Annotated in this window: 26 protein-coding genes; 10 read left to right on the forward strand and 16 right to left on the reverse strand. The window is 72.3% G+C overall.

The window, feature by feature from the left end; all coding sequences use genetic code 11:
* Window positions 1-236 precede the first annotated feature (236 nt).
* Complete coding sequence (locus OG430_RS10295; RefSeq protein ID WP_327352137.1) at window positions 237-662, reverse strand: OsmC family peroxiredoxin; 426 nt, start codon at window positions 660-662, stop codon at window positions 237-239.
* Between the two features lie 491 nt (window positions 663-1,153).
* Between OG430_RS10295 and OG430_RS10300 the strand changes: the two genes are divergently transcribed.
* Window positions 1,154-2,791 carry a DUF6345 domain-containing protein gene (locus tag OG430_RS10300; RefSeq protein ID WP_327352138.1) on the forward strand — a complete coding sequence of 546 codons (1,638 nt, stop codon included), beginning with the start codon at window positions 1,154-1,156 and terminating at the stop codon, window positions 2,789-2,791.
* A gap of 72 nt (window positions 2,792-2,863) precedes the next feature.
* Here the strand turns inward: OG430_RS10300 and OG430_RS10305 are convergent, their stop codons facing one another.
* The 3 genes from OG430_RS10305 to OG430_RS10315 all read right to left on the reverse strand — a co-directional run bounded on the left by OG430_RS10305 (window position 2,864) and on the right by OG430_RS10315 (window position 6,993).
* Window positions 2,864-4,219 (reverse strand): amino acid permease, encoded by a 1,356-nt coding sequence (locus tag OG430_RS10305; protein ID WP_327352139.1) that lies wholly within the window; start codon window positions 4,217-4,219, stop codon window positions 2,864-2,866.
* A gap of 87 nt (window positions 4,220-4,306) precedes the next feature.
* On the reverse strand, window positions 4,307-6,367 hold the full coding sequence (locus OG430_RS10310) for an alkaline phosphatase family protein (RefSeq protein ID WP_442816701.1): 2,061 nt from the start codon (window positions 6,365-6,367) through the stop codon (window positions 4,307-4,309).
* Window positions 6,368-6,600: 233 nt separating this feature from the next.
* Window positions 6,601-6,993: a hypothetical protein gene (locus OG430_RS10315; protein WP_327352141.1), complete on the reverse strand. Its 393-nt coding sequence runs from the start codon at window positions 6,991-6,993 to the stop codon at window positions 6,601-6,603.
* Between the two features lie 87 nt (window positions 6,994-7,080).
* Between OG430_RS10315 and OG430_RS10320 the strand changes: the two genes are divergently transcribed.
* Together OG430_RS10320 and OG430_RS10325 are read left to right on the forward strand one after the other, a co-directional pair.
* The gene (locus OG430_RS10320; protein WP_327352142.1) at window positions 7,081-7,866 is read left to right on the forward strand and encodes an MBL fold metallo-hydrolase; all 786 of its coding nucleotides are present in this window, start codon (window positions 7,081-7,083) and stop codon (window positions 7,864-7,866) included.
* Window positions 7,863-8,498 (forward strand): DedA family protein, encoded by a 636-nt coding sequence (locus OG430_RS10325; protein WP_327352143.1) that lies wholly within the window; start codon window positions 7,863-7,865, stop codon window positions 8,496-8,498. Before OG430_RS10320 ends, OG430_RS10325 begins: the two co-directional genes overlap by 4 nt.
* A 19-nt stretch (window positions 8,499-8,517) precedes the next feature.
* Here OG430_RS10325 and OG430_RS10330 read toward each other — a convergent pair whose 3' ends face one another.
* The 4 genes from OG430_RS10330 to OG430_RS10345 all read right to left on the reverse strand — a co-directional run bounded on the left by OG430_RS10330 (window position 8,518) and on the right by OG430_RS10345 (window position 12,544).
* A complete protein-coding gene (locus OG430_RS10330) occupies window positions 8,518-9,570 on the reverse strand; it encodes an MBL fold metallo-hydrolase (protein WP_327352144.1) in 1,053 nt (350 codons plus the stop codon).
* Window positions 9,567-10,805: an aminotransferase class I/II-fold pyridoxal phosphate-dependent enzyme gene (locus OG430_RS10335; RefSeq protein WP_327352145.1), complete on the reverse strand. Its 1,239-nt coding sequence runs from the start codon at window positions 10,803-10,805 to the stop codon at window positions 9,567-9,569. Before OG430_RS10335 ends, OG430_RS10330 begins: the two co-directional genes overlap by 4 nt.
* Before the next feature lie 265 nt (window positions 10,806-11,070).
* Entirely contained in the window at window positions 11,071-11,625 is a 555-nt protein-coding gene (locus OG430_RS10340) for a hypothetical protein (protein ID WP_327352146.1), read from the reverse strand.
* Window positions 11,626-11,809: 184 nt separating this feature from the next.
* Complete coding sequence (locus tag OG430_RS10345; protein WP_327352147.1) at window positions 11,810-12,544, reverse strand: ANTAR domain-containing response regulator; 735 nt, start codon at window positions 12,542-12,544, stop codon at window positions 11,810-11,812.
* Between the two features lie 74 nt (window positions 12,545-12,618).
* Between OG430_RS10345 and OG430_RS10350 the strand changes: the two genes are divergently transcribed.
* Window positions 12,619-13,752: a PAS domain-containing protein gene (locus OG430_RS10350; RefSeq protein ID WP_327352148.1), complete on the forward strand. Its 1,134-nt coding sequence runs from the start codon at window positions 12,619-12,621 to the stop codon at window positions 13,750-13,752.
* Between the two features lie 150 nt (window positions 13,753-13,902).
* Here OG430_RS10350 and OG430_RS10355 read toward each other — a convergent pair whose 3' ends face one another.
* Window positions 13,903-14,697: a SigB/SigF/SigG family RNA polymerase sigma factor gene (locus OG430_RS10355; protein WP_327352149.1), complete on the reverse strand. Its 795-nt coding sequence runs from the start codon at window positions 14,695-14,697 to the stop codon at window positions 13,903-13,905.
* Between the two features lie 274 nt (window positions 14,698-14,971).
* Between OG430_RS10355 and OG430_RS10360 the strand changes: the two genes are divergently transcribed.
* A complete protein-coding gene (locus OG430_RS10360; RefSeq protein ID WP_327352150.1) occupies window positions 14,972-16,783 on the forward strand; it encodes a thiamine pyrophosphate-requiring protein in 1,812 nt (603 codons plus the stop codon).
* 63 nt (window positions 16,784-16,846) lie between these two features.
* Here the strand turns inward: OG430_RS10360 and OG430_RS10365 are convergent, their stop codons facing one another.
* Complete coding sequence (locus tag OG430_RS10365; protein ID WP_327352151.1) at window positions 16,847-16,984, reverse strand: hypothetical protein; 138 nt, start codon at window positions 16,982-16,984, stop codon at window positions 16,847-16,849.
* Between the two features lie 441 nt (window positions 16,985-17,425).
* Between OG430_RS10365 and OG430_RS10370 the strand changes: the two genes are divergently transcribed.
* Entirely contained in the window at window positions 17,426-17,866 is a 441-nt protein-coding gene (locus tag OG430_RS10370) for a CBS domain-containing protein (protein ID WP_327352152.1), read from the forward strand.
* Between the two features lie 54 nt (window positions 17,867-17,920).
* On the opposite strand, the gene OG430_RS10375 is transcribed toward OG430_RS10370, so the two are convergent.
* Together OG430_RS10375 and OG430_RS10380 are read right to left on the reverse strand one after the other, a co-directional pair.
* Window positions 17,921-18,496 carry a TIGR03086 family metal-binding protein gene (locus OG430_RS10375; RefSeq protein WP_327352153.1) on the reverse strand — a complete coding sequence of 192 codons (576 nt, stop codon included), beginning with the start codon at window positions 18,494-18,496 and terminating at the stop codon, window positions 17,921-17,923.
* Entirely contained in the window at window positions 18,493-18,726 is a 234-nt protein-coding gene (locus OG430_RS10380; RefSeq protein ID WP_327352154.1) for a DUF6158 family protein, read from the reverse strand. Before OG430_RS10380 ends, OG430_RS10375 begins: the two co-directional genes overlap by 4 nt.
* 195 nt (window positions 18,727-18,921) lie before the next feature.
* On the opposite strand from OG430_RS10380, the gene OG430_RS10385 reads away from it, so the two are divergent.
* Window positions 18,922-20,040, forward strand: coding sequence for a baeRF2 domain-containing protein (locus tag OG430_RS10385; RefSeq protein WP_327352155.1), 1,119 nt, complete (start codon window positions 18,922-18,924; stop codon window positions 20,038-20,040).
* A 170-nt stretch (window positions 20,041-20,210) separates the two neighbouring features.
* Here OG430_RS10385 and OG430_RS10390 read toward each other — a convergent pair whose 3' ends face one another.
* Window positions 20,211-21,830 (reverse strand): ABC-F family ATP-binding cassette domain-containing protein, encoded by a 1,620-nt coding sequence (locus OG430_RS10390; protein WP_327352156.1) that lies wholly within the window; start codon window positions 21,828-21,830, stop codon window positions 20,211-20,213.
* Between the two features lie 149 nt (window positions 21,831-21,979).
* Between OG430_RS10390 and OG430_RS10395 the strand changes: the two genes are divergently transcribed.
* The 3 genes from OG430_RS10395 (at window position 21,980) to OG430_RS10405 (ending at window position 24,699) form a co-directional block, all read left to right on the forward strand.
* On the forward strand, window positions 21,980-23,476 hold the full coding sequence (locus OG430_RS10395) for a bifunctional phosphatase PAP2/diacylglycerol kinase family protein (RefSeq protein WP_327352157.1): 1,497 nt from the start codon (window positions 21,980-21,982) through the stop codon (window positions 23,474-23,476).
* A gap of 144 nt (window positions 23,477-23,620) precedes the next feature.
* Entirely contained in the window at window positions 23,621-24,442 is an 822-nt protein-coding gene (locus OG430_RS10400) for a class I SAM-dependent methyltransferase (protein ID WP_327352158.1), read from the forward strand.
* A gap of 86 nt (window positions 24,443-24,528) precedes the next feature.
* On the forward strand, window positions 24,529-24,699 hold the full coding sequence (locus OG430_RS10405; RefSeq protein ID WP_327352159.1) for a hydrophobic protein: 171 nt from the start codon (window positions 24,529-24,531) through the stop codon (window positions 24,697-24,699).
* Window positions 24,700-24,731: 32 nt separating this feature from the next.
* Here OG430_RS10405 and OG430_RS10410 read toward each other — a convergent pair whose 3' ends face one another.
* Genes OG430_RS10410 through OG430_RS10420 form a run of 3 tightly spaced genes read right to left on the reverse strand, consistent with a single transcriptional unit; the run spans window position 24,732 to window position 25,992 of the window.
* Window positions 24,732-25,013, reverse strand: coding sequence for a gas vesicle protein K (locus tag OG430_RS10410; protein ID WP_327359035.1), 282 nt, complete (start codon window positions 25,011-25,013; stop codon window positions 24,732-24,734).
* 5 nt (window positions 25,014-25,018) lie between these two features.
* On the reverse strand, window positions 25,019-25,207 hold the full coding sequence (locus OG430_RS10415) for a gas vesicle protein (protein WP_327352160.1): 189 nt from the start codon (window positions 25,205-25,207) through the stop codon (window positions 25,019-25,021).
* Window positions 25,204-25,992: a GvpL/GvpF family gas vesicle protein gene (locus OG430_RS10420; RefSeq protein ID WP_442816702.1), complete on the reverse strand. Its 789-nt coding sequence runs from the start codon at window positions 25,990-25,992 to the stop codon at window positions 25,204-25,206. Before OG430_RS10420 ends, OG430_RS10415 begins: the two co-directional genes overlap by 4 nt.
* Window positions 25,993-25,995 lie beyond the last annotated feature (3 nt).

The raw sequence follows: 25,995 nt of genomic DNA on the forward strand, positions 1-25,995 counted from the left end.
GCTCTCGGCGTGCGCCCGGATCGCCCTCGTACTGGACGTACTTGGGTGATTCGGGCGTGCGGCGAGCGGGGGCACCCCCGGCCGGAGGCTGGGGGCGCGTGCCAGGCGTCGTGGGCCCGCGAAGATCCGCCGGACAGGCCCTAGCGAGTGAGTACTCCCGTACGCCAACACACCCTCGCCCCGGCCGAGTTCACGGCCGGGGCGAGGGTGCTCACGCGAAGGGCGTGCGATGGACGTCAGGCCAGCTTCGCGTCCAGCGTGATGGTCGTGCCGGTGAGGGCCTGGCTGACCGGGCAGTTCTTCTTGGCGTCCTCGGCCGCCGCAAGGAACGCCGCCTCGTCGAGGCCGGGGACCTCGCCCTCGACGGTGAGGTGGATCCCGGTGATGCCGGTGCCCGGCTGGAAGGTGACCTCGGCCTGCGTGGTCAGCCGGGTGGGCGGGTTGCCCGCACCGGTCAGGCCGTGCGACAGGGCCATCGAGTAGCAGCTGGAGTGGGCGGCGGCGATGAGCTCCTCGGGGCTGGTCTTGCCGTTGGCCGCCTCGGCGCGGGACGGCCAGGACACCGGGTACTTGCCGATGCCCGAGGAGTCGAGGGTCACCTCGCCGGCGCCTTCGGTCAGGCTGCCTTCCCAGACGGTGTGAGCGGTGCGCGTCGTGGCCACGACGTTTCCTTCCTCTAAGGGACGCTGCAAAGCAGTTCAGGACGGTTCCGGACGATGAGCGTCACCCCCATCCGACCACACCCGGCGGCCCCGTACGGGCAACAACGGCCCCTTGCCCGGCCGCGGCCGAAAACCGGCTGCGGCGCGGTGTTCGAGTGGGGGGCGCAGGTGCACGGGGTCCGGTACGAACAGTGGGTGGCCTGCTGGCCTCGGGACGCAGCGCACAAGGCGAGGCGCGCGCGGGGCGCGTACCACCGGCGGCTCCCTGCCCCCGCGCGTCCCCTGGGGCGACGTGACATGCCTGTGGCGCAGCCCGGATGACCGGAATCGGCGCTGGCGAAAGGCCCCGCGCGGTGACACGTTGAGCCCCCCTCGTCGTGGGGCGACGGCGGGGCAGGGGGAGCAGTGCGGTCACGGCACCGTGCCGGGCACGTGCGGGGGCGCACTGGAGACAGAGCATTCAGCGGAGCACTCAAAGGGGAGGCTTGGCCATGCGCATGATCTTTGGCGACCGAGGGCCGTCACCGTTCGAAGGCGAGAAGCCGGGAGCGGTCGATCGTGACTCGACATTCGGATGGTGGGGTGCGTTCAGCATCCAGAAGTTCGTCAACCAGTCGCCACTGTCCCAGACGCACGCGGACGCCACCGGCTGGCTGGCATACCTGCAGCAGTTCTACGACCGCAACTTCTGGTTCGCCGACGGCGGCGTGCAGCCGTGGGCGTACGAGGAGACGTACGACAACTGGCAGGACCGGTACGGGATGGACGCGGTCTGTGCCGTGTACCACTCGGGCCACGGCGGCATGGACGGCAACGGCGTGTTCTTCGCGCCGCTCGGCGCGGTGTGGGACGGCCGCAGTGACGCGGTCTCCAACCGGATGGCGTTCGGCAACGAGAGGGCCAACTACGTCTTCTGGTCGACCTGCTTCTCGCTGCGCGTCCTTGCGGGCCACAACCCGATCCGCACCTGGGCGGGCCCGAACCTCGGCTCCCGCATGATCTTCGGCTTCGAGACGGTCAGCATCGACAGCGGTGACTACGGCAAGAAGTTCTGGGAGAAGTGGCGGGCCGGCCAGACCTACTGCGACGCGTGGCTGAACGCCAGTTGGGACATCTACAAGGGCCAGGCCCCGTCGGTCTGCGCGACCGGCGCGACCCAGGCCGAGGCGACGGCGCGGCTGAACGGCGAGCGGAACTTCTACCGGGAGCACACGCCGGACAACTGGTACGTGTGGCGCTGGTACTACGCACGCGAGGGCCTGCGCGAGGCCACCACCCAGGCCCCGAAGGACCCGAAGACCGTGCAGCTGGCACCGCGCGACCCGAGCGCCGAACTGACCAAGCTGGGGCAGCTGGCGAACTTCCCGTCGGCGGCGCTGCAGGAGGTCCAGATCGAGCGGCAGGGCGTCGCGAGCGTCAACTCCGGTGACCGGTCCATCTCGACGGCGCCGCACGCGATCCGCTGGGTGAAGCTCGCCGAGCCCAACCGGCGCAACAAGACCCAGCTGCCCACCGACCGCGCGGTCGAGGCGGCCCGTGCCTTCGCCGAGCAGCACGCCCAAGGGGCCGAGCTGGTCCTGGATTCGGTGCACGACCTGATGGAGAACTCCGGCAAGAAGGACGGCACCGAGCTCGGCGAGCCGTACTCCCTGCAGACGTTCGTCACCTTCCGGCAGGCCTTCGACGGAGTGCCGGTGATCACTCCGGACCGGGGCGAGATCAGGGTGGCGCTGGACAACGACGGAACCGTCGTCCAGGCGCAGCTGTCCACCCGCGAGGCCACCGGCGCGACGCGGACGCCCAGTTCCGCCGTGGCCCCGCCGTCGCCGAAGGGTGGCGCGAAGCCCGCCGCCCCGGCTCGCGAGAAGGACCCGAAGAAGGCGCTGCAGGCGGCCCAGGAGCGGCTGATCGCCGAGCTCGCGGCGTCGTCCGTGGAGTCCTCCGAGGCTTCCGCGCTCGCGGCGGTCCGGCAGTCGCTCGAGGTCAAGGATGTGGCGGGGTCGTTCGAGGTCGGCTATGAGATCGAGGGCAACGAGGCCTATCTCGCCGCCCGCAAGCTGATCGAGATCGGTTCTCCGGACAGCATGTTCAAGACGCGCCGCTGGGTGGTGGCGCCGCTGGCCAGGTGAGCGCGGGGGCGGGCCGGTTCTGCGCCTTGGGGGTGCGCGGAACCGGCCCGGCCGGTTTTCCGTGGTGCGCGGTCACGCCGCTTCGGCGAGGCCCGCCTTCTTCTTGCGGGCCGACATCAACGCGTACACGAGGACTCCGGCGAACAGGAACAGCACGCCCTGGTAGACCGGCTCGTAGCCGGAGCCCGCGACGAGCCACATCGAGAAGCCGAAGGCGATGAGGGCGACCAGCGAGTCGCGCACCAGACGTCCGCGGTGCACGCGGTCCGCCTGCCCGGACAGCAGGTAGTAGATCTGCGCGGCGGCGGCAAGGAGGTAGGGCACGGTCGCCATGAACGTCGTGACGGTGACGAGGAGTTCGAAGACTCCCTTACCGTCGGACGCGTACTGGTAGACGGTGAGCGCCGAGGCGAGGATCACGGTGATCAGTACGCCGACGGTGGGCACGCCCCGCTCCTTCTTGGCGAAGATCGCGGGGAACAGGCCGTCCTTGGCGGCGGCGTACGGCGCCTGGGCGCTGAGCAGCGTCCAGCCGTTGAGCGCGCCGAGGATGGAGATGATCGCGGCCCAGGCGACCAGGGTGCCGCCCCAGGAGCCGCCGAACATGACGTTAACGGCGTCCGTGAAGGGCGCCTTGCTGTCGACGAGCTTGTCGTGGGCGACGGTGCCGAAGACCGCGAGGGTGCCGAGCAGGTAGACGCCGGCGGCGCCGAGGACGCCGAGGATGGTGGCGCGGCCGACGTTGCGGCGCGGGTCGCGGACCTCGCCGGCGCTCATCGCGGCGGACTCGACGCCCAGGTAGGAGAAGAGCAGGATCGCGGCCGCCGCGGAGATGGCGCCGATGCCGCCGCCGCCCTCGCCGGTCTGGAAGGGGCCGAGGTTGTCGGCGTCGAAGAAGAAGAGCCCGCCGATGGCGACGAGCAGCAGGGGCGCGAACTTCAGTACGGTGGCGACGAGTTGGACCGCGCCGACGTAGCGGGTGCCGGCGAAGTTGGCGAAGCCGGGCAGCCACTGGCAGACAAGGGCGGCCCCGCACATCGCCCACTTGTGGTCGGAGAGCCCGGGGAAGAGCACGCTCAGATAGCCCACCGCGATCACGGCGAGCGCGGCGTTCGACACCCAGGCGGTGATCCAGTACGACCAGGCGGCGAGGAATCCGGCGAAGTCGCCGAATGCCTCACGCGCGTACACATAGGGGCCGCCGGTGCGCGGGTCGCGCGCGGAGAGCTTGCCGAAGACGAGGGCGAGGGCGATCGCGCCGAGCGTGAGGATGCCGAAGGCGACGAGGCTGATGGTGCCGTACGGGGCCACCGAGGCCGGCAGCAAGAAGATGCCGCCGCCCACGATGTTGCCCATGACCAGGCAGGTCGCGATGGGCAGCCCGAACCGCCGGGCGTGCTTGCTGGGCGGGGTCTGCTCGTCCTGCATGGGGTGGTGCGCCTCTCGTGGTGCCGTTCGGCCCGCTGGGTGCGGGACGGCCGACCATGGTCACGTAGAGGCAAACGGTGCACCAAATCAAAGGCTTTTGTCCGGTACGGCACGACCGGTAACCGGAAATGCTCCTTCCGCTTCCTGTCGGGGCGGGTGATCCTCCAGGGCACCCCCCACCGGCACCTGCGGCCCGTCCGCCTCCCGCAGCCAGCACCGCAGCACCCGGTGCACCTGCTCGGCGCCCACCAGCTCCTCCCCCTGCCCCACCGGCTCGGACAGGGTGCGCGGCGACAGCAGGAACGGACGGCCCTGCGCGCCGCCGAGCCCGCCGTGCGAGCCGATCTGCTCCTCGAAGGCGAGGACTTCGCCGGTCTGAGGGTCGTACCAGGAGTTGACCATGATGTCCGCGGTGTGCGGGAAGGAGTCGGTGCGCCGCACCGCGTCGGCGGCCCCGGGCCCGAACTCCGCGAGCGGGCCGAGCTGTTGGGGCCCCGCGTCCGGGCCCAGCTCGTCGAGGCGCACCTCGGCGCCGTGCGCGCCGAGCACCAGCGCGCCGTGCTCCTCGCTGCGGACGAGGAGGAAGCCGACGCCGGGATGGTTGGCGAGGGTGGCAAGGAGGGCCGGGTGCCTGGCCTCGATCTGTTCGCGGGTCATCCGCCCCGGCACACCCGGGAAGGAGATCAGGCCGAGGTTGCCGGAGGCGAGTACGACGGGCTCGCTGTGCCGCTGGCGCTGGCTCTCCGCGACGAGCACCTCCTCGACGGGCCGGTGCAGCGCCGCCCCGAGCGCGGCCCATGCCTCGGCGCCGCTGTGGGTGCGCTGCGCCTTGCGCGGCACCGGCAGCCCGCAGCCGGCCCGGACCAGGTCGGCGAGGCTCAGCCCGTAACGCCGGTGGAAGGTCTCCCCCGGGCTCTGGCCGTGATCGGAGAGCAGCACGATCCGGTAGCTGCGCGGGGCGTGTTCGGCGACCGTGGCGATGAGTTCGAGGGACCGGTCCAGGCGCTGCAGCACCTTCTCCGCGTCACGGCTGAGCGGCCCGGAGTGGTGCGCCACTTCGTCGTACGCGACCAGGTCGGCGTAGACCGCACTGCGCCCGGCGAGCATGTCCCCTATCACCGCGGCGACCACCACATCGCGCTCGACGACCGTCGCGAACGCCCGGATCACCGGGTAGAGCCCGCCCCGCTTGACCCGGGGCCGGACCCGGCACAGCCGCCCCCGCACCGACTGGCCGATCTCGCGGCCGACCTCGGCGATGAACGACATAGCGGTGCGGACGGCGTTCGCCGGGTCGGAGAAATACGCGAAGTATCCGGCGCGGGAACGGTTCTTGCGCCCCCGCCGGGCCGCCATCGACAGCACCAGGGCCAGCTGCTCGGCTCCCCCGCTGAAGAGGTTCCCGCGGCTCGCACCGTCCCGGGTGAGCAGCCCGCCGTCGCCGGTGCGCTCGATGGCGCGGCGCTGCAGTTCCGCGGCGCTGGCGGGGCGGTTGCTGACCATGACCTCGCCGGTGTCCTTCTCGTACCAACGGAAGGCCGGGACATCGTGGTTGCTGCCGTGCAAGATGCCCAGCTGGCTGGCGCCGGTCTGGCTGGACCAGTCGGTGCGCCACGGCGTGAGCCGGTGGGTGTCCGCGAGCCAGCCCTCGACCGTGGGCATGAGTCCTGCCCGCACGGCGTGCTCCAGGACGTCGTGGCCCACCCCGTCGAGCTGGAGGAAGACCGTGCCGGGCGTACGCGGGCCGGGTGGCGCGGCGGTCTTGCCCCGTCGGCGGTCGGCGAGGCGGTAGAGCCTGCGGCGGTACGCCTCGTCGTCGCGTACGGCGAGAGCCGTGGAGGTCGCCGACGCGACGGCCGACATCACCGCGGCGACCACGACCGCCGTCTCCGGGGCCGCCTCACCGCGGCCGTCGGGGATGAGGCGCAGGGCGATCAGGAGGAGCGAGCCGTTGAGGAAGAAGACGAGCAGGCCCAGGACCAGGGCGGGGACCAGGAGGAGCGCCCGTACCAGGAAGGGCCAGACGAGGGCGCTCAGGATGCCGAAGGCGCCGGCTCCGATCGCGGCGGTGATGGCGATGCGGGTGGCGCTGTCGCCGGTGGCGGACTGGAGCCGGAAGTCGGGGAGCGCGCCGGCCAGTACGAGCATCGTCAGCGTGCTGACGATCCATACGGCCCCGATCCGCCATGCCGTCTTGCCGGCGGTCCGCCAGCGCCCCTTGATCACGTCGCCTCACCTCGGGGCAAGCGTGTCATATTCCCCCTCCCCGCCCCTTCCCATAAGGCTGCCGCCGGCTTCAAAGACTGTCCTCAAGCGCCGGACGGGCTGATTTTGAGGACACAGCTCCGCAGGATTTCGGGAAGGGGCGGGGAGGGGATAAATCAGCAGCCGTCATAGCCCGCGGTCGGCATCGACAGCCGCCGATGCACATGCGCCTTCATCTCGGCGTCGTACGCAGGCTCGTCGAGACCAGCGGTCTCGAGCCGGACCCCGCGCCGGGCGCACTCCGCGGAGAAGTCGTCCACAGACACCAGCGCCCGCTCCAGCACCCGGCGACTCGGCGCCACGAAAAGATCGACCGCCCCCTCCCACAGGCTGCAGTGGTCGACCCGCACCCCGTGCACCAGGAGCTCGCGCGTGATCACATACCCCCGGGCCGCAGCCCACCGCGCACACATCGCCTGCTGACTGCGCGTATCCACCAGGAAGGGATCGCGGTCCAGCTCCTCCAGCGGCATCAGGCTGGCGATCGATGCCACCCTTACCTCGCCCATGGGGTCCACCCCGCCTCGCCTCGGCCTTCGCCGGGAACCCTACTACTCGCCGTAGGCTCTGCAGCAGTGAGCGTAAGGAGGCAGCACGTGCCGGTGGAGATCACCTGGTGGGGCCATGCGACCTGCACGATCGAGGACTCCGGCACCCGGGTGCTGACCGACCCCCTGTTCGCGCGGCGTCTCGCGCACCTGCGGCGGCGCCGGGGCGACGTACCGCCGCCGCGGGCCACGGTCGCCGATGCCGTGCTCATCTCGCATCTGCACGCCGACCATCTGCATCTGCCGTCGCTGGCGCAGCTGCCCCGTGGCACGCAGGTCCTGGTGCCGCGCGGGGCTGCGCAGGCGGTACGCGGACTGCGGCGGGTCGTCGCGGACGGCGCGCTGCGGCTCACCGAGGTCGGGCCCGGGGACTCGACGATGATCGGGGACGGGCTTGTCGTGCGGGCGGTGTCCGCGGCGCACGACGGGCGGCGGCTGCCGTACGGCCCCGAGCGGTGTCCGGCGCTCGGCTATGTGGTGAGCGGTACGGCGCGGACGTACTTCGCCGGGGACACGGGCCTGTTCGATGCCATGGCCGACGAGGTCGGCGAGGTCGATGTGGCGCTGCTTCCGGTGGGCGGCTGGGGGCCCTATCTGGGGCACGGCCATCTCGATGCCGGCCGCGCCGCCGAGGCCCTGGCCCGGCTCGCGCCGCGCAGTGCGGTGCCGGTGCACTACGGGACGTACTGGCCGATCGGCATGGACGCGGTCAGGCCGCACGAATTCCATGCGCCGGGTGTGGAGTTCGAGCGCCATGCCGCGCGGCTCGCCCCGCAGGTGACGGTGCACCGGCTCGGGCACGGCGAGAGCATTCGGCCGGAGGGCGCCAAGTGAGCCTGGAAAGCTTGCTGTTGCTGGCCGACCGGGCGGCCGTCGTGCCGACCGAGTCGACCCAGCAGGCCGTGGGCTATCCCTCGCTGTTCCTGCTCGTGGTGATCGGGGCGCTCGTCCCGGTAGTGCCGACGGGGGCGGTGGTGAGCTCGGCGGCGGTGGTGGCGTTCCATCAGACGGATCCGCTGTCGCTGCTCATCGTGTTCCTGGTGGCGTCGTTCGCGGCGTTCCTCGGGGACACCGGGCTGTACTGGCTGGGGCGGCGCGGGATGCGGTCGAAGAACGGCTCGCGGTGGCTCAAGGCGCTGCGCGACCGGGCGCCGGAGGAGCGGCTGAAGCAGGCGCAGGACAAGCTGGACGACCACGGGGTCGCGGTGCTCGTGCTGTCGCGCCTTGTCCCGGCGGGGCGGATTCCGGTGATGCTGGCGTGCCTGATGGCCAAGATGCCGCTGCGTCGCTTCGTACGCGGGAACGCACCGGCCTGTCTGGCATGGGCGGCGACGTACCAACTGATCGGGATCCTGGGCGGCTCGCTGTTCGACGAGCCGTGGAAGGGCGTGGTGGCGGCGGTGCTGCTGACCGTGGTGATCAGTGGGGCGCCGATGGTGTGGCGGCGGGTGCGGCCCTCCCACTGACCCTCGCACTGCTCCTCGCTCAGGCCTCCAGGACGCGCGAGGCGCCGACCGGGAGGTCCCACAGGTCCTCGCGGGCCCGGCCCGTCTTCTCCCACGCCGCCCGGACGCGGTGCAGCGGTTCGAGGACCGGCTCCGCCGACAGCAGGAAGGTGGCCCAGTGCATCGGGGCCAGGCGCTTGGCGGCGAGGTCGTCGACGGCGCGTACGGCCTCCTCCGGGTCGCAGTGCACATCGCTCAGCCACCAGCGCGGGTCGTACGCGCCGATCGGCAGCATCGCGAGGTCGATGCCGGGGTGGCGGTCGCCGATCTCCTTGAACCAGTGGCCGTAGCCCGTGTCCCCCGCGAAGTACACCTTGCGGCCCGCGCCGTCGGTGAGGACCCAGCCGCCCCACAGGGTGCGGCAGGTATCGGTGAGGAAGCGCTTGGACCAGTGGTGGGCGGGCACGAAGTCGAAGCGGACGGTGTCGCCCTCGGGGGTGGCCAGTTCGGCGGCCTCCCACCAGTCGAGCTCGGTGACGCACGTGAAGCGGCGGCGCTTGAACCACCGCCCAAGCCCCGCCGGTACGAACACCGGTGTCTCGCGCGGGAGTCTCTTCAGGGTCGGGGCGTCCAGGTGGTCGTAGTGGTTGTGGCTGATGACGACCGCGTCGACGCGCGGCAGGGCGTTCCACGCGATGCCGGCGGGGGTGATGCGGGCCGGGATGCCGAAGATCTTGCGGGACCAGACGGGGTCGGTGAGGACGGTCAGGCCGCCGATGCGCAGGACCCAACTGGCGTGCCCCACCCAGGTGACCGCCACCGTGCTCGCGTCCACGCGGGGCAGCGGGCCCGGCTCGAACGGCAGCTGCGGGATGTCCGCGACGCCCTCTGCGCCGGGCCTGAGCGAGCCCTCGCGCAGAAAGCGGGCGAGGGCCTTGACTCCGGGCAGCGGCGCGGTGAGCCGGTCGGCGAACGTCTTGGGCCAGCGGCGCGGCTCGCCGAGCGGGCGGGGCGCGGTGGAGCGCTCTGACTCCGGCGGTGCCGCCGCCGGAGTCAGAGCGCGGGACGTCGTCGACTCGGACTGCTGGGTCATCGAGGCGGCTCCATTCGCTGGGCGTCGGCCCGTAGGTCGTCCAGGGCCGATCCGAAGATGCTCAACGCCCGCTCCACGTGCGGCAACGCGAGGGGGTCCGAGGCGGTGAGGGATTCCAGGCGTTGCTGCGGGGTGGCGCCGAGCAGCGGTCCGGTGGACAGGCGCACCCGCAGCGCGCCCAGATCGTCGCCGAAGCGGTGACCGCCGGGCGTCGGCATGCCGAGCCGCTCGGTGAGGTGGTCCTCCAGCTCCATCGCGTCCGTGACACCACGCGCGGCGAGCACCGACCGCAGGGGCCCCAGGTCGGCGTAGAGATGGCGGCCCGCCTGCGGGGGCCGGGCGAGGATCCCGGCGGCGAGCAGGGCGCGGTGCATGGCGGTGGCCACGCGCGCGTGCAGCCGTACGGCCACGGTGAGGCGGGCGGTGATCGCGTCGGGTTCGCCCAGTGCGTACGCCGCCGCCGAGGCGACCGGGGCCGCGACCCGGGCGCCGAGCGCGGTGAGCACGTCGAGGGTGCGGGCGCGCAGGGCGGCGCCCTCGGCGGTGGCCGGGAAGCGGGCGATCGCGGCGGGCCAGTCGGCGGGCAGATACGCGCCGTGCAGGTCGGCCAGGACCGTGACGTGCTCGGGGGCCATCTCGGCGGGGCCGATGAGGACGGTGTCCTGCGGGTGGTGCAGGGTGTCGCGCCAGGTCTCGTCGGAGATCAGGTGCAGCCCCTCGCCGAGCGCCGCCTCGACCGTCTCGTGCAGCACTTCGGGCGGCGGCACGGTGGCCGTGGGGTCGTCCGCGACGGACAGGACGAGCAGCCGCGGGTCGCCGCCCTCGGCCCGGACCCGGCGAACCGTCTCCAACAGGGCGTACGGGTCCGGGATTCCGCCGCACTCGACGGGTGTCGGCACGTGGTAGGTGCGCCGCCCGAGGAGTCTGGCCCCCGGCTCCCACCAGGCCGGGCAGGGGCGCGGCAACAGGACGTCGCCGCCGACGGCCGCCGTCAGGGCGAGCAGCAGCGGGGTCGCGCCGGGGCCCGCCGCGGTGTGCTCGCGCTCGGTGGGCAGGCCACGGCGGGCCCAGTAGCCGCAGGCCGCGTCGAGCAGTTCGGTCGGGCCGCCCGGGGGTTCGGGGTGGGCGCGCCCGGCGGACGCGGCGAGCACGGCGGCGAGTTCCGGGAGCACCGGAAGACCGGGGTCGGGCGGGGGCGGGCCGTACCGGACGGGGCCGTGGCCTTCCGGAAGCATGGGTACCTCCGTACTCCTGGGCGACGTACGCGACGTAGACGACGTAGACGACGTAGACGACGTACTGGGCACTGCACGCGTGGGCGACGTACCGCGCACTCTCGACGGACGGACGACGGATTGCAGACGCCGGACGACAGACGGCAGATGGAGACGACAGGCGGCAGACCGGCGAACTGACGGGCAGTCGGACGTGCCGCCGCCCGTATCCATGCCCGGACTCGGCCCGGCGGATACGGGCGGCCGGCCTCGGAGCGTCAAGCCGTCAGCCGCGGCCCTCGGCGTCCCGGCGGCGTACGACGTAGTACGCGGCACCCAGCGCGCCGACCACGAGGACGGCCCCGGTGAGCATGGTGGTGGCCGAGTCGGTGAAGCTGCCGCCGAGGCCGCCGTGCACGCCGTGCGGGACGGTGCCGGAGCGGGAGACGGTGAAGTTCGCGTTCCACTGGCTGCCGCCGGGGCAGCTGCCGTCGACGCTCCAGTCGGAGGTCACGCCGACGCCGTTGGGCCCGTTGCTGGAGAAGTTGGCGTTGCCCGCGATCTGGGCGGTGCCGCTGTAGGTGGGGCCGAAGGAGGCGTCCTGGTTGCCCGCGACGAGGTGCAGCTGGACCTGGCCAGCGGAGAACGCCTGCGAGCTGGCGGAGATCGACTGCGGCGGGTTGGAGGTGTGCGCGGAGCAGTCGACGGAGATGGTGACCGTGCCGCCCGGGGCGACGGTGCTCGGCTTGACCCCGGCCGAGTCCGCGAACGCCGCCGACGCGGTGAGGCCGACGGCGGCCGAGGCGAGTGCGGTGGCGGCGACTGCACGGGCGATACGCATGGGTCGGGCTCCTTACGGCTGCGGCTGGGGCGCTGGGAGCGCACCCACGAAGCCATAGAAACCTGACAAATCATCACTCGCCCGTGCCGGGGCCCCATTAGCGGTACGTTCGCCGCCGCACGGGTGAGCCCGCCGTACGCCGATGCGCACAGCGATGCGGTCAGCGATGCGGTCGGCGATCCGCTCAGTTCGCCAGCGAGGCCAGCTCCTTCTCCAGGCCGCGGCCGCGCGTCTCGACGAGGGCCGCGGCGACCTCCGTGAGCTTGCGGTTGGTCGCCTGCGAGATGCGGCGCAGGACCGCGAAGGCGTCCTCGGCGTCGCAGGCCAGGACGTGCATCACGATGCCGCAGGCCTGGTCGACGACGGGCCGGGTGCGCAGTGCGGTGCCCAACTGGTCGATCTCGGCGAGCGCGGCGTGGTAGCGGCGGTCGCGGGCCAGGCCGGTGGCGGCGAGGTCGCCGAGCGCCCGGGCGGGGCCGAACGCGGCGTCGTCGAGGGCGCGGGGGCGGAAGCTGAACAGGCTCAAAGTGACGGTGAGGCCCGACCGCTGGAAAGGCAGCGTGACGCTGGACCGTACGCCGGCGTCCAGGGCCGCCGCGCGGTAGTCCGGCCAGCGTTCCTCGTGCAGCAGGTCGGCGGTGTCGACGGGCTCGCCCTGTTCGAGGGCGGCGGGGATGGGGCCGTCGCCGGAGCGGAGCTGCACGGACAGGACCGCGGCGAGGTCGGGGTGGGTGACGGCGGCGGGGCGCTCGGCGGCGCCGGGGGCGGCGGCCTCGGCACGGTCGGCCATGGTCGCGCCGGCGCCGCAGCAGGCGGTGGTGCAGCGCGCGGCCTGTTCCGCCAGCTCGGACAGCCGGCGGGCGGTGGGCGCGGACTCCGGGGCGGGACTGCCTTGGACAAGGGACGCGGTCTCTCGCATCTGGGATCTCCTCCTCCATTTCGCCTGCCCCCGGTCCACCCCGGGAAACGGTGGGAGAGGCTAGCTTTCCTCTTATGACGCAGACGGACGAATTCGGTGAAGACCTCGCGGACTTCGTGCGCCGTGTGGGCGAGTTGAGAACTGCCCGGACCGCTCCCATGGACGATCTGCACACGGTCCTGGACGCGGCGCTCTTCGAACTCGACCATGCGGCGCAGCAGTTGTGGCCCCGCTTCGAGCAACTCGTCGCCGGTGGCGGGGCGGGGAGCGCGGGCGGCGGGGACCGGGCGGAGCAGCAGCTCCTTCGGGCCGTGTTCCAGCGACTGCCGCTGCCGGTCGCGCTGGTGGACCGCGAGACGGTGGTACGCCGGATGAACTTCGCGGCGGCCTCCTTCACCGGCGTACGCGCGGGCTATGCGACGGGGCGTCCGCTGGCCGGGCTCCTCGCGCCCGGCGACCGTGCCGCGTTCCGCTCGCAGGCCGCGGCCGTGGCGCGCGGCGAGGGCGACCGCAGCCTCACCGTGCATCTGCAGCAGCGCCCCGCCGACCCGGTGCGGGCGACGCTCACGCCGCTGCGTCCGAGCAATGAGCCGCGTACCGCCGTCCTCGTGGTGCTGCAGCCGGCCGAGTCCCGCTCCGGGCGCCCCCAGATGGTGCACCGCCCGGTGCCGGACCTGGCCGAGGCCACCCTGCACGCGGCGCTGATGGATCTGGTGGACGCGATGGCGTCGCGACTGCTCGGGCTGCGGCCCGGCGACCGGGCGGCGGTGCTCAACTGTGCGGCCGAGGTGCTGCACGGGCGGTTCGCGGACTGGGTGATCGCCGACGCCGGGGCTTCACGGATGTCCCGCACGGCGGTGCTCGGCCCGGCGGACGACCCCGAGGGGGCGGTGGCCGCGGTGGCCGGGCAGGACCCCGCCGCGTGCCCCCTCGTCGTCGAGGCGGCACGCGGCGGTTCGACCGCGCTGCAGGTCCGCCCGGAGGACCCGGACGGGTTCGGCGTCGACGCCGCGGGCACTTCCGTGCTCGTACGCGCCGACGTCACGTCCCTGTTGTGCGTCCCGCTCGTCGCGCCGGAGGGCGGCCGGGTCGAGGGGGTCCTCACGCTGTTCCGTACGGGGGCGCGCCTCGCGTTCTCGATGGCGGAGGCGCAGGCGGTGGATGTGATGTCGCGTCATGTGGCGTTGGCCATGCGACGCCCGGGCTGAGCGGCAGCGCGGCACAACCAGCAGATCGGCGCATCCGGCCAGTTGGGCAGAATCCAGCCCCTCCGGCGTTTGAGGAGCGGGGGCCCGGGGGCAGCGCCCCCGAGACCCCGCCGAAATCACGGCTCAACCTGTCCCGCAGCGCGCCGCAGGCTAAGCCGCCTCGCGCAAAGCCTCCTCGCGGATGCGACTGCAGCACCGGCTGATGAGCCGTGACACATGCATCTGCGAGATGCCGAGCTCCTCGGCGATCTTGCTCTGCGCCATGTCGCCGAAGTAGCGCATGTACAGGATCGCCCGCTCCCGCTCCGGCAGCCGCCCGAGGCAGGGCTTGACCGCCTCGCGGTCGATGACCACGTCGAGCGCCGGATCGGGCGCGCCGAGCGCGTCGCGCAGGGCGTATCCGTCCTCGCTGCCGGGGAGTTCCGCGTCCAGCGAGAGGGCGGTGAAGCTGTCGAGGGCCTCGAGTCCGGTGCGGGCCTCCTCGACCGTCATGCGCGCCTTGTCGGCGATCTCCTCGAGGGTGGGGGCGCGCCCGGAGACGGTCTGGGTCAGGTCCTGGCGGGCGAACCGGACACGGTTGCGCAGGTCCTGGACGCGGCGCGGCACGTGCAGGGTCCACATGTGGTCGCGGAAGTGCCGTTTGATCTCACCGGTCACGGTGGGGACTGCGTAGCTCTCGAAGGCGCTGCCCAGGGCGGGGTCGTACCGGTCGACGGCCTTGACCAGGCCGAGGGACGCGACCTGGCGCAGGTCCTCGTAGGACTCGCCGCGGTTGCGGAACCGGCCGGCCAGGCGCTCGGCCATGGGCAGCCACGCGCGCACCAGGTCCTGGCGCAGGGCGTCCCTCTCGGGTCCGTCGGGCAGTGCCGCGAGGCGTCGGAAGTCCTCGGCGGTGTCGGGGGCGTCGTCGTGCGGGTGGCGCTTCACAGCTGCGTTGGTACGCATATGTGCTGCAACTCCCTGAATCGGTGCCGGCTTTTGGACCATTCACCGTGGGAGTGCGCGCAGCCGGGCAGGGGTGGACACACCCTGGGCGGCGAAGCCGCTCCCACGGATGTGCCTCCGGTCCGAAGCACGTCATTCGCCTGCCCCCGGCTCGCCCGCCCAAACACCGCGCCAGGTTTCCCGGAGCGGGCGGGGGTCACTCGGTGCGCCGGCATCACGACATCACCGACAGCGCCGAACGGGCCGCGCACCGGCCCGTCATGGGAGGTCCGTCATGAGCACCAAGGTCGCCGACCACATCCTGGAGAGGCTGCGCGCCTGGGGCGTCGAGCAGGTCTTCGGCTACCCGGGGGACGGCATCAACGGACTGCTCGCAGCCTGGGGCCGGGCCGACGACCGACCCCGCTTCATCCAGTCCCGGCACGAGGAGATGTCCGCGTTCCAGGCCGTCGGGTACGCCAAGTTCAGCGGCCGGCTCGGGGTGTGCGCGGCGACCTCGGGGCCCGGCGCGATCCATCTCCTCGCCGGTCTGTACGACGCCAAGCTGGACCATGTGCCGGTGCTCGCGATCGTCGGGCAGACGCATCGCAGCGCGATGGGCGGCTCGTACCAGCAAGAGGTCGATCTGCACTCGCTGTTCAAGGACGTGGCCTCCGACTTCGTGGAGACCGTGACCGTGCCCGAACAACTGCCGAACGTCCTGGACCGGGCGATCCGCACGGCCCACGCGCGGCGCGCCCCCACGGCGGTGATCGTCCCCGGCGACGTACAGGAACTCGACTACTCCCCGCCGCCGCACGAGTTCAAGATGGTGCCGTCCAGCCTGGACCGCAGCGGGTGGACGTCACTGCCCACGCAGGACGCCCTCGAACGGGCCGCGGAGGTGCTCAACTCCGGCGCCAGGACGGCGATTCTGGTCGGGCAGGGCGCCGCGGGCGCGCGGGCGGAAGTCGAGGAGATCGCCGGGATCCTGGGCGCGGGCGTCGCGAAGGCGCTGCTCGGCAAGGACGTCCTCAGCGATGAACTCCCGTACGTCACCGGGTCGATCGGGCTCCTCGGCACCCGGCCCAGCTACGAGCTGATGCGGGACTGCGACACCCTGCTGACCATCGGGTCGAGCTTCCCGTACGCGCAGTTCCTGCCGGACTTCGGCAAGGCGCGGGCCGTGCAGATCGACCTCGATCCGCACATGGTCGGGATGCGATACCCGTACGAGGTGAACCTGGTCGGCGACGCGAAGGAGACGCTGCGGCGGCTGATCCCGCTGATCGGTCAGGCCCGCCGGGACACCGGGCGGGAGTGGTACGACGAGGTGTGTGCGGGGATCGAGCGCTGGCACGAGGTGATGGAGCGGCGGGCAGGTCTCGACGCCGATCCGGTCAACCCGGAGTACGTGGCACGGGCGTTGGACCCGCTGCTGCCCGACAATGCGATCGTGACGGCCGACTCGGGGTCGGTGGCCAACTGGTACGCGCGGCACCTGACGATGCGGGGCACGATGCGCGGGTCGCTGTCGGGGACGCTGGCCTCGATGGGCTGTGCGGTGCCGTACGCGATCGGCGCGAAGTTCGCACACCCGGACCGGCCGGTGATCGCGCTGGCCGGGGACGGGGCGATGCAGATGAACGGTCTGGCCGAGCTGATCACGGCCGCCAAGTACCGGGATCGGTGGGCGGATCCGCGGCTGGTCGTCGGTGTGTGGAACAACCAGGACCTGAACCAGGTGACGTGGGAGCTGCGGGCCATGGGCGGCGCCCCGTCCTTCCTGCCCTCGCAGGAGATCCCGGACGTGCCCTATGCGGCGTTCGCCCGGTCGATCGGACTGACCGGCATCCGGGTGGAGAAGGCGGACGACGTCGAGGCGGGGTGGCGGGCCGCGCTCGAGGCGGACGGGCCCGCGGTGGTGGAGTTCCTGACCGATCCCGCGGTGCCGCCTATTCCGCCGCATGCGACGTGGGAGCAGTTGGAGGCGACGGCCGCGTCGATCCTCAAGGGGGACGCGGACCGGGGTGCGATGGTCAAGCAGGGGCTGAAGGCGAAGGTGCAGGAGTTCCTGCCCGGCGGGGGCGGGGGCAAGAAGCACTGAGCCGCGCCGCGCGGGACGGCCGGCCCACGCCCTGTGGCGTGGGCCGGCCGTCCGCTCGCACCCTCACGCCGTGGGCGCCATCCCGGCGCCGCCTCGGTCGTCCGCTTCCTGTGCGGGCGGCAGCATCAGTTCCTCGTACCGGCCGAGCGCCAGAACTACGCCCAGCATCACCACTGGAATGAGCACAGCGAATATCGCCATGAGCTCTTCCTTCCCCTGGGAATGTCGATATCCGGGTCTCCTGGACACGGGACGGCAAACCCGGCATGAAGGGCGAATGCCTGAGGGCGCGAAGAGGTTGTCCGGAAGTCCGCGAAGAGGGCGTCCGGAGGGATGCGACGTGGGCGTCCGTAGGGCTACGACGACGCCCGGACGGCTACGACGAGGGCAAGAGGGGAGCTTCGGGCGCGGCCCTGATTTCCGCGCCCGAAGCCCTCTCTCCCATGGCCGCTCGGCCGCAACGTCGGGTGCCCCGTAGACCCCACCCCAAACTCCCGTATCCCCCAGCAACTCCTTTGCCGTGTCAGCAAGATGGCCACCGACCCGTCACCAACGGGCCCGGCGAGGCATAGTCCGCACCCTGCGGGGTACTGCGGGCGGGGTCACGCCGATGAACCCCACTCCCGGGAAGGACCCAGTGCAATGGCCGACATCGTGAGGGAAGTCATGACACCGGGCGTCGTCTCCGTCCGCCCCGACGCCTCGCTCGTCGAAGCGGCACAGCTGATGCGCGCCCAGGACATCGGGGACGTCCTCGTGGCCTCCGAGGGGCAGGTGGTGGGTGTGCTCACCGACCGGGACATCACCCTGCGCGCGGTCGCCGACGGGGCCGATCCGCTGACCATCAGCGCCCAGGCCGTCTGCACCCCGAACCCGGTGGTCATCGGCCCGGAGGACCCCGTGGCGGCCGCGGTGACGCTGATGCGGGAGCACGCGGTGCGGCGGCTGCCCGTCGTGGAGCAGGGCCGGCCCGTCGGCATGGTCAGCCTCGGCGACCTGGCCGTCACCCAGGACCCCGCCTCCACGCTGGCCGACATCAGCCGGGCCCGGCCCGACGACCGGCCGGGCAGCACCACCGTCTGAGCAGGGCCCGGCCGGGCGGGTCAGGTCAGGTCAGGTCAGGTCAGGTCGATCAGATCAGGGCCGTCGGCCGAGCAGGCTGAGCAGCTTGGTCTGTGCGTCCGCGCCCGGCGGTGGCTCCACCGGTGCGGCGAACAGGTCGCTCTTGGCCAAGTCGGCGGCGTACGGGGAGACTTCACGGACCGCGTAGTCCACCAGCGGGGCGGGCAGCCGCTCGTCCGCGCCGATCGCCCGGGACAGGTCCCAGGCGTGGACCACGAGGTCCGTCACCATTTGCGCGCAGTAGTGCGCGCACGGGGTGTCGCCGTACGAGAGGTGCACGGTGCGGTCGAGGGCACCGGGTTCGGCGAAGGCCCGGCGTGCGGCGTCGGCCGCGGTGTCCCAGGAGGCGACCGGGTCGGGACCGAGCAGGTCGCCGTCGAAGGTGTCGCCGACGGACTCGATGGTCGCGCCGTCCCGGACGAGGGGCGGCACCCAGAGCTGCTCCCCGATCAGGTGGTTGACGAGGTCGCGTACGGACCAGTCGGTGCAGGGCGTGGGCCCGTCCCACTGGTCGGCGCCCACCTGGTGCACACGGTCGGTGAACAGGTCGAGCGCCTCGCCGTGGCGTGCGAGCAGTGCGGTGTGGGTCATGACGGTGCTTCTCCCCTCGAACGGGCGCCGGCCCGGGTCCTGCCGCCGATCACCGGGCGGCGCGGGTGGCGGCGCAGATATTCGCCTTCGAGTGCGGCCATCCGTTCATTGTGCGTACGCAGTGCGTCGTTCGAGCCGTGCAGCAGCGTGTCGTGCCGGGTCCGGTGGATGGTCTCGAGTTCCTTCGCCAGCTCCTGGTCGTCGAGGCGCCGGGGGTCCACTCCGCCCATGGCTGTTCGCCTTTTGGGTCGTCTTGCTCTTCGGGTCGTCTTGCTCTTCGAGACGTCTTGCTCTTCGGGACGTCTTGCTCTTCGAGTCGTCGCGTGTGCCTTCCTGCCACCTTCTGGCCGTGTCCCTGGCCATAGGTGCCTGTGTTGCGGGTACCCGCCGGGGACGAAATACCCGGCACGTCGCACGGAGGAGCCATGGAACTCGCCTTCCTCAACCCGCTGTTCGACCGTCCCGGCCCTTGGGCCTCGGTGTACGTCGACACCTCACGACACTCCGAGTCCACTCCGGACGAGCGGTCGCTCGACGCGCTCTCGGCGTTCCGGAACCTCACCGCGCAGGGCGCCGACGAGCCGACCTGTCAGACCGTGTACTCCGCCCTGGAGGAGCTGCGGCACTCGCCCCAGCCGGTGGGCCGCGCGCTGTTCGCCACGGGTGGCGAGGTGGTGCTCGATCCGCCGCTGAGCAGGCCGCCCGACGCCAGTCCGCTGGTGCACTGGGGCACGCTGCCGCACGTGGCGCCGCTGCTCCGCCTCGCCGATCCGGCCCCGGTCTGTCTGGTCGCGTACGTGGACCGCCGGGGCGCCGACTTCGAGGTGCGCGGCGCCCATGGGGCGCGGCCGGCCGGCGGGGTGGCCGGGCGGCAGTGGCCGGTTCACAAGGCGTCCACCGCCGACTGGTCGGAGCGGCACTTCCAGGCGAAGGTCGAGAACACCTGGGAGCACAACGCCGCCGAGATCGCGGGCGCCCTCGTGGCCTGCGCCGAGGAGACCCGCGCGGACCTGATCGTCCTGGTGGGCGGCGCCCGCGAGCGGCGGGCGGTGCACGACCGGCTGCTGCCGCAGCTGCAGACCCGGACCATCGAGTCGGAGCACGGCGGCCGCGCCGACGGGGCCGACGCCGGCGGCCGGCTCCTGGACGATGAGGTCGCCGGCGCCCGGGCCGAGCACGCCCGGCGCGAGGTGGAGCGGGAGGTGGCGGCGTTCCTGGCCGGACGCGAGCAGGCCGAGGGCCGGGCGGCGGCCGAAGGGGTGCCGGCGCTGGTCGAGGCGGCGCGTGAGCACCGGATCGCCGAGCTGTTGCTCGCGCCGGGCGGGGCCGATGCACGGCGCAGTGTGTGGGTGGGGCGGGAGCCGGATCAAGTTGCGGTGCGGCGTGCGGATGCCCGGGTTCTTGGCGCGGATGCGCCGGGTGAGGCTCGGGCGGATGACGCGCTGCTGCGGGCGGCGGCGGCTTCCGGGGCCGGGGCGTTGGCGGTCGAGGACGCGTCCGGGGTGCCGGAGGGTGGGCTGGGGGCGCTGCTCCGGTGGGCGTGACCTCTTCCCCTGCCCGCCCCTTCCCGACTGTGACATCAGCGGCTGCCGCCGCGGGCTGCGAAGCCTTCCGCCCTCCGGGCGGTGTCCTCAAACGCCGGACAGGCTGATTGATGCCGGCGGCAGCCTTACGGGGCGGGGCGGGGCGGGGCGGGGCGGGGCAAAAAAGCAGCTCAGCGCTCCCGCTCGACCCGCCGCTCGTCCCACACCGGCTCCGGAGTCTCCCGTACGTGGCCGTCGCTGCCGAACACCAGGTAGCGGTCGAAGGACTTGGCGAACCAACGGTCGTGGGTGACCGCGAGGACCGTGCCCTCGAAGGCCTCCAGGCCCTCCTGCAGTGCCTCCGCCGACTCCAGGTCCAGGTTGTCCGTGGGCTCGTCCAGGAGCAGGGCGGTGCAGCCCTCCAGCTCCAGGAGCAGGATCTGGAAGCGGGCCTGCTGGCCGCCCGAGAGGCGCTCGAACTTCTGCTCCGCCTGGCCGGTCAGCTCGTACCGGCGCAGTCGTGACATCGCCTGGCCCTTGTTCTGCGCGTGCTCGCTCCACAGGATGTCGAGGAGGGGGCGGCCGAACAGCTCGGGATGGGCGTGGGTCTGCGCGAAGTGGCCGGGGACGACGCGGGCGCCCAGCTTCCACAGGCCCGTGTGCTTGACCGGCTCCCCCGCGAGCAGGCGCAGGAAGTGCGACTTGCCGGAGCCGTTGGAGCCGAGGACCGCGACCCGCTCGCCGAAGAAGACCTCCAGGTCGAAGGGCTTCATCAGGCCGGTGAGCTCCAGCCCTTCGCAGGTCACGGCGCGAATTCCGGTGCGCCCGCCGTGCAGGCGCATGGTGATGTCCTGCTCGCGCGGCGGCTCGGGCGGCGGTCCGGCCTCCTCGAACTTCTTGAGCCTGGTCTGGGCGGCGGCATAGCGGGAGGCCATTTCGTGGCTGACCGCGGCGGCCTGGCGCAGGTTGACCACGAGCTTCTTCAGCTGGGCGTGCTTCTCGTCCCAGCGGCGGCGCAGTTCCTCGAAGCGGGCGAAGCGTTCGCGGCGGGCCTCGTGGTACGTCGAGAAGCCGCCGCCGTGCACCCAGGCGTCGGCCCCGGCCGGGCCCGGCTCGACGCTGACGATCTTCTCGGCGGCGCGGGCGAGGAGCTCCCGGTCGTGGGAGACGAAGAGCACCGTCTTACGGGTCTCCTTGAGCTTTCCCTCCAGCCAGCGCTTGCCGGGCACGTCGAGGTAGTTGTCCGGCTCGTCCAGCAGCAGCACCTCGTCGGTGCCGCGCAGCAGGGACTCCAGGACGAGTCGTTTCTGCTCGCCGCCGCTGAGCGTGCGCACCTCGCGGAACTGGGCCTTGTCGTACGGCACGCCGAGCGCGGCCATCGTGCACATGTCCCAGACGGTCTCGGCCTCGTAGCCCTGGGCCTCGGCCCAGTCGGAGAGGGCCTGCGCGTAACTCATCTGCGCGGCCTCGTCGTCGACCGTCATGATCTTGTGCTCGGCGGTGTCGACGGCCTTCGCGGCCTCCCGGATACGCGGGTTCGCGACGGATACGAGCAGGTCGCGGACCGTGGTCTCGTCCCGTACGGAGCCCACGAACTGGGGCATCACGCCGAGTCCGCCGCTCACGGTGACCGACCCGCCGTGCGGCTCGATCTCGCCGGAGATCAGGCGGAGCAGGGTCGTCTTGCCCGCTCCGTTCGGCCCGACGAGTGCGACGATCGCGCCTTCGCCGACGCGGAAGGAGACGTCCCCGAGCAGGGACCTGCCGTCCGGGAGGTCGTATTCGAGGTGTGCTGCTTCCAGGTGACCCATGGTTCCGCATTCTCGGCGGGGCAGGGGGGCGAGAGCAAACCGTTTGCCTTGGTCAGACCGACGCGGGGCTGCCGAGAGGGCTGACGTGGCACTCTTCACACCGTGGCGCCGACGGGGATCCGCGGGGGTGTACGGGGTACTCGCAGCGCATGACTGCTGACGCCGACCTCACCGTTCTGCCCGCCGGTCCCGCCAAGGGGATCCGGGCCCGGCTCGTCGCGCTCGACTGCCGCCTGTTCGACGCGGTGGCCAGCCGCCACTGGCCCGGCGCCGACCCCGCACTCCCCCGCCTCAGCCGCAGCGCCAATCACGGTGTGCTGTGGTTCGGTGTGGCCGCCGCGATCGCCGCGAGCCGTACGCCGCGGGCCCGGCGGGCGGCCGCGCGCGGGGTCGTCTCGCTGGCGCTCGCCTCTGCGACGGTCAACACCTTCGGGAAGCGGTCGGTGCGCCGGGCCAGGCCGCTGCTGGACTCCGTGCCGCTGATCCGGCAGTTGCACCGGCAGCCGATCACCACGTCCTTCCCGTCCGGCCACTCGGCCTCCGCCGCGGCCTTCGCGACCGGCGTCGCCCTGGAGTCGCCGGCCTGGGGCGCGGCGGTGGCCCCGCTCGCGGCCGCGGTGGCGGTGTCCCGGGTGTACACCGGGGCGCACTTCCCGAGCGACGTCCTCGCGGGCGCCGCGCTCGGCGCGGGCGCGGCCTTCGCGGTGCGCGGCATGGTGCCGACCCGGTCCCAGCTGCCGCCGCCGGGGCGGCCCAAGGCCGAGGCACCGGCGCTGCCGGACGGCCAGGGCCTGGTCATGGTGGTCAACTCGGCCTCGGGTTCGGCGACCCGGGCCCAGGCACTGCGCGACGCGCTGCCGGCGGCCGAATTGGTGGAGTGCGAACCGGCCGAGCTGCAGGCCGAGTTGGAGAAGGCGGCGGGCCGCGCACGGGCGCTCGGGGTGTGCGGGGGCGACGGTACGGTCAACGCGGCGGTGTCCGTCGCGCTGCGGTACGGCCTGCCGCTGGCGGTCCTGCCGGGCGGCACGCTCAACCACTTCGCGTACGACCTGGGGGTGGAGGACGCCAAGGACCTGAGCCAGTCGGTGCGCACGGGCGAGGCGGTGGCCGTGGACGTGGGGCGGTTCGGCTCGGCCGACGGCCCCGTCGGGCACTTCGTCAATACGTTCAGCCTGGGCGTCTATCCCGAACTGGTGCAACGCCGCGAACGCTGGGCCAAGCTCATCGGGGGCTGGCCGGCCGGGGTGCTCGCGGCGGCCCGCATGCTGCACAGCGACCAGCGGCCGATGGAGGCCGAACTGGGCGGGCGCAGGCGGGCGTTGTGGCTCCTGTTCGCCGGCAACGGCACCTATCACCGGATGGGGCTCGCCCCGGGCCGCCGGTACGACCTCGCGGACGGCCTGCTCGACATCCGGGTCGCGCACGGCGGCCGCCGCCCGGGCGCCCGGCTCCTCGCGGCGGCGCTCGCCGGGCCGCTCAGCCGCTCGCCCCTGCACGCGGCGGTGCGGCTGCGGCGGCTGCGGATCAGCGGCCTGACGCCGGGGACGCCGGTGGCGTACGACGGTGAAGTGACCGAGATGGGCGGCGAGTTGCTCCTGGAGAAGCTGCCCGAGGCGCTGATCGTGTACCGCCCGCTGCCTGCATGAGACACGCCTGACCGCCGACCGCCGCCGGGCCACAGCCCTTGGTGCCCACATAGCAAGATGGGCATCTCATTATTCGACATGCTCGCGTACGGTTCCCCGTATCGCCCCGGACGACGACGCCGGGGCACCGGGGAGGAGCAGGCCATGTCCCAGGAGACGCCGCAGGAGACCGCCGTCTACACGCACGGGCACCACGAGTCGGTGCTGCGCTCGCACACTTGGCGGACCGCCGCCAACTCGGCGGCGTACCTGCTCGGTGAACTGCGCCCGGACCACCGCGTCCTGGACATCGGCTGCGGCCCCGGCACCATCACCGCCGACCTGGCGGCGCTGGTCCCCGAGGGCCGTGTCACCGGTGTCGACGCGGCGGCCGACGTGGTCGACAAGGCCCGTGCGCACGCCGCCGAACGCGGCCTGGCAAACGTGGAGTTCACCACCGCCGACGTGCACGCGCTGCAGTATCCGGACGACTCCTTCGACGTCGTGCACGCGCACCAGGTGCTGCAGCACGTGGGCGACCCGGTGCAGGCCCTGCGTGAGATGCGCCGGGTGACGCGGCCGGGCGGGATCGTCGCGGCCCGCGACTCGGACTACGCGGCGATGACCTGGTACCCGTGCCCGCCGGTCCTGGACGACTGGCTGGAGCTGTACGAGCGCGTCGCCCGCGCCAACGGCGGCGAGCCGGATGCCGGACGCCGGCTCAAGTCCTGGGCGCTGGCGGCCGGTTATGCCGACGTCGCGGCCTCGTCGTCCACCTGGACCTTCAGCACTCCCGAGGAGCGCGCCTGGTGGAGCGGCCTGTGGGCCGACCGCACCGTCGCGTCCTCGTACGCGCGCCTCGCGGTGGAGGGCGGGCACGCGCGGACCGAGGAGCTGACGGCGATTTCCGCGGCCTGGCGTGCATGGGGGAAGCAGGCGGACGGCTGGTTCTCCGTACTGCACGGGGAAATTCTCTGCAGGGTCTGATTCAGTGCCGGTCCGATTCAGCCGATTCCGGCACGACCGTGTCGGACCGGCTTTCCGGGGAACTCGGAATGCTGGAGGTGTGAATAGTGGTTCCTATTCTGCTCGTTCTACTGCTCGCCCTGATTCTTTTCGGGGCCGGATTCGCGGTAAAGGTTCTCTGGTGGATCGCCATCGCCGTGCTCGTCATCTGGCTGCTCGGCTTCGTGATGCGCTCCACCACGACCGCCGGGAGCAGGTCCCGCTGGTATCGATGGTAGATAGGGGTACTGGTAGACAGGGGTACTGACCGCTAATCCCTGGGGAGCAGGGGGCCCAGCGGACCGAGGTCGATGTTGAGGTCCTCGGGGAGCAGGCCGTAGCGTTCGCGCAATTCGGCCATGCGATCCTCGAGCAGCATCAATGTCAGCCCGATCCGCTCCTCCTGCTCCTCCGTCAGTTCCCCGGTGTCGAAACGGCGCAGCGCCTGGCGTTCCATGAGCTGGCGCAGCAATTCGACGACGGTCAGGACGAGTTTGACGAGATCGCGTTCCACTGTGTCGGGATCGAGTTCCACACGATTGCGGCGGGTCATGCGCGTCATTCCAGCCTTTCGAAAGGCGAGGGAACCTGCTCGTTCACGGAACTGATGAGGGCATTGAGATCGATCCGTACGAGATCCACGTCCGCGATCCGCAGTGTGAGGTCGCCCGCGATGACCACTCCCCCGGCGAGCAGCCGGTCGAGCAGGTCGACGAGGGCGACCTCACGTCGTTCGATGACGGTCACGGCCGCTCCTCCTCCGCTTCGTCCTCCGCATCCTCCGCATCCTCCGCGAACTCCGTGAAGGAGTACGCGGCCCAGGGGCCGGTGAGTTCGACGCCGAGGTCCGACTCCTCGCCCTTCGTCCGGTCCACCAGTTCCACGAACGCCTCCGAGTCCTTGCGCGGCACCAGATAGGCGGCGTTGAGCACGTTGCGGCCCGGCTCCCGGGAGAGCGACGAGTTCTGCGGCGGGTGCAGCCGGGCCGCCTCGGCATGCCGGGACAGCTCCTGGTGCAGGCGGGCGGCGAAGCGTTCGGCGCGCTCGTCCCGGTCGTCCTGGGAGCGCCGGCCGGCCAGGCGCTGCCGGAGATAGTCCCGGCCGCTCGCGGGCGCCGGACGGGCCGGCGCCTCGGGCTGCGAACTCCCGCTCTGCAGCTGGACCTTGACCCCCCACTCGACCCGCCCGTCGAGGCGGTCCAGGGTGCGCCGGAAGCGGTCCGCCTCGGCCTCGATGAGGGTGCGTACGCCGCTCTCGTCGTGGAACACCGTGGCGAGCCGCAGCGGCACCGGGGAGGTGACCGTGGCCAGCGCGGCGACCACGGTCTGGTGGGCGCGGGCCGTGGCGGCCAGCCAGTCGAGGTCCTCCAGATGGGCGCGGAGCGGCTGCTCGGCGAAGTCGCGCTGCGGCACGGCGCTGAGCACGGCGACCAGATCGCCGTGCCGCAACGCCTTGACCGGGGCCTGGCCGACCCCGGTCAACTCCGCCTGCAGCGCCGCCTCGTAGGGGCGGCACACCGCATAGACGTACATCAG

The organism is Streptomyces sp. NBC_01304, assembly GCF_035975855.1.
In the GTDB taxonomy this organism is placed as follows: Bacteria; Actinomycetota; Actinomycetes; order Streptomycetales; family Streptomycetaceae; genus Streptomyces.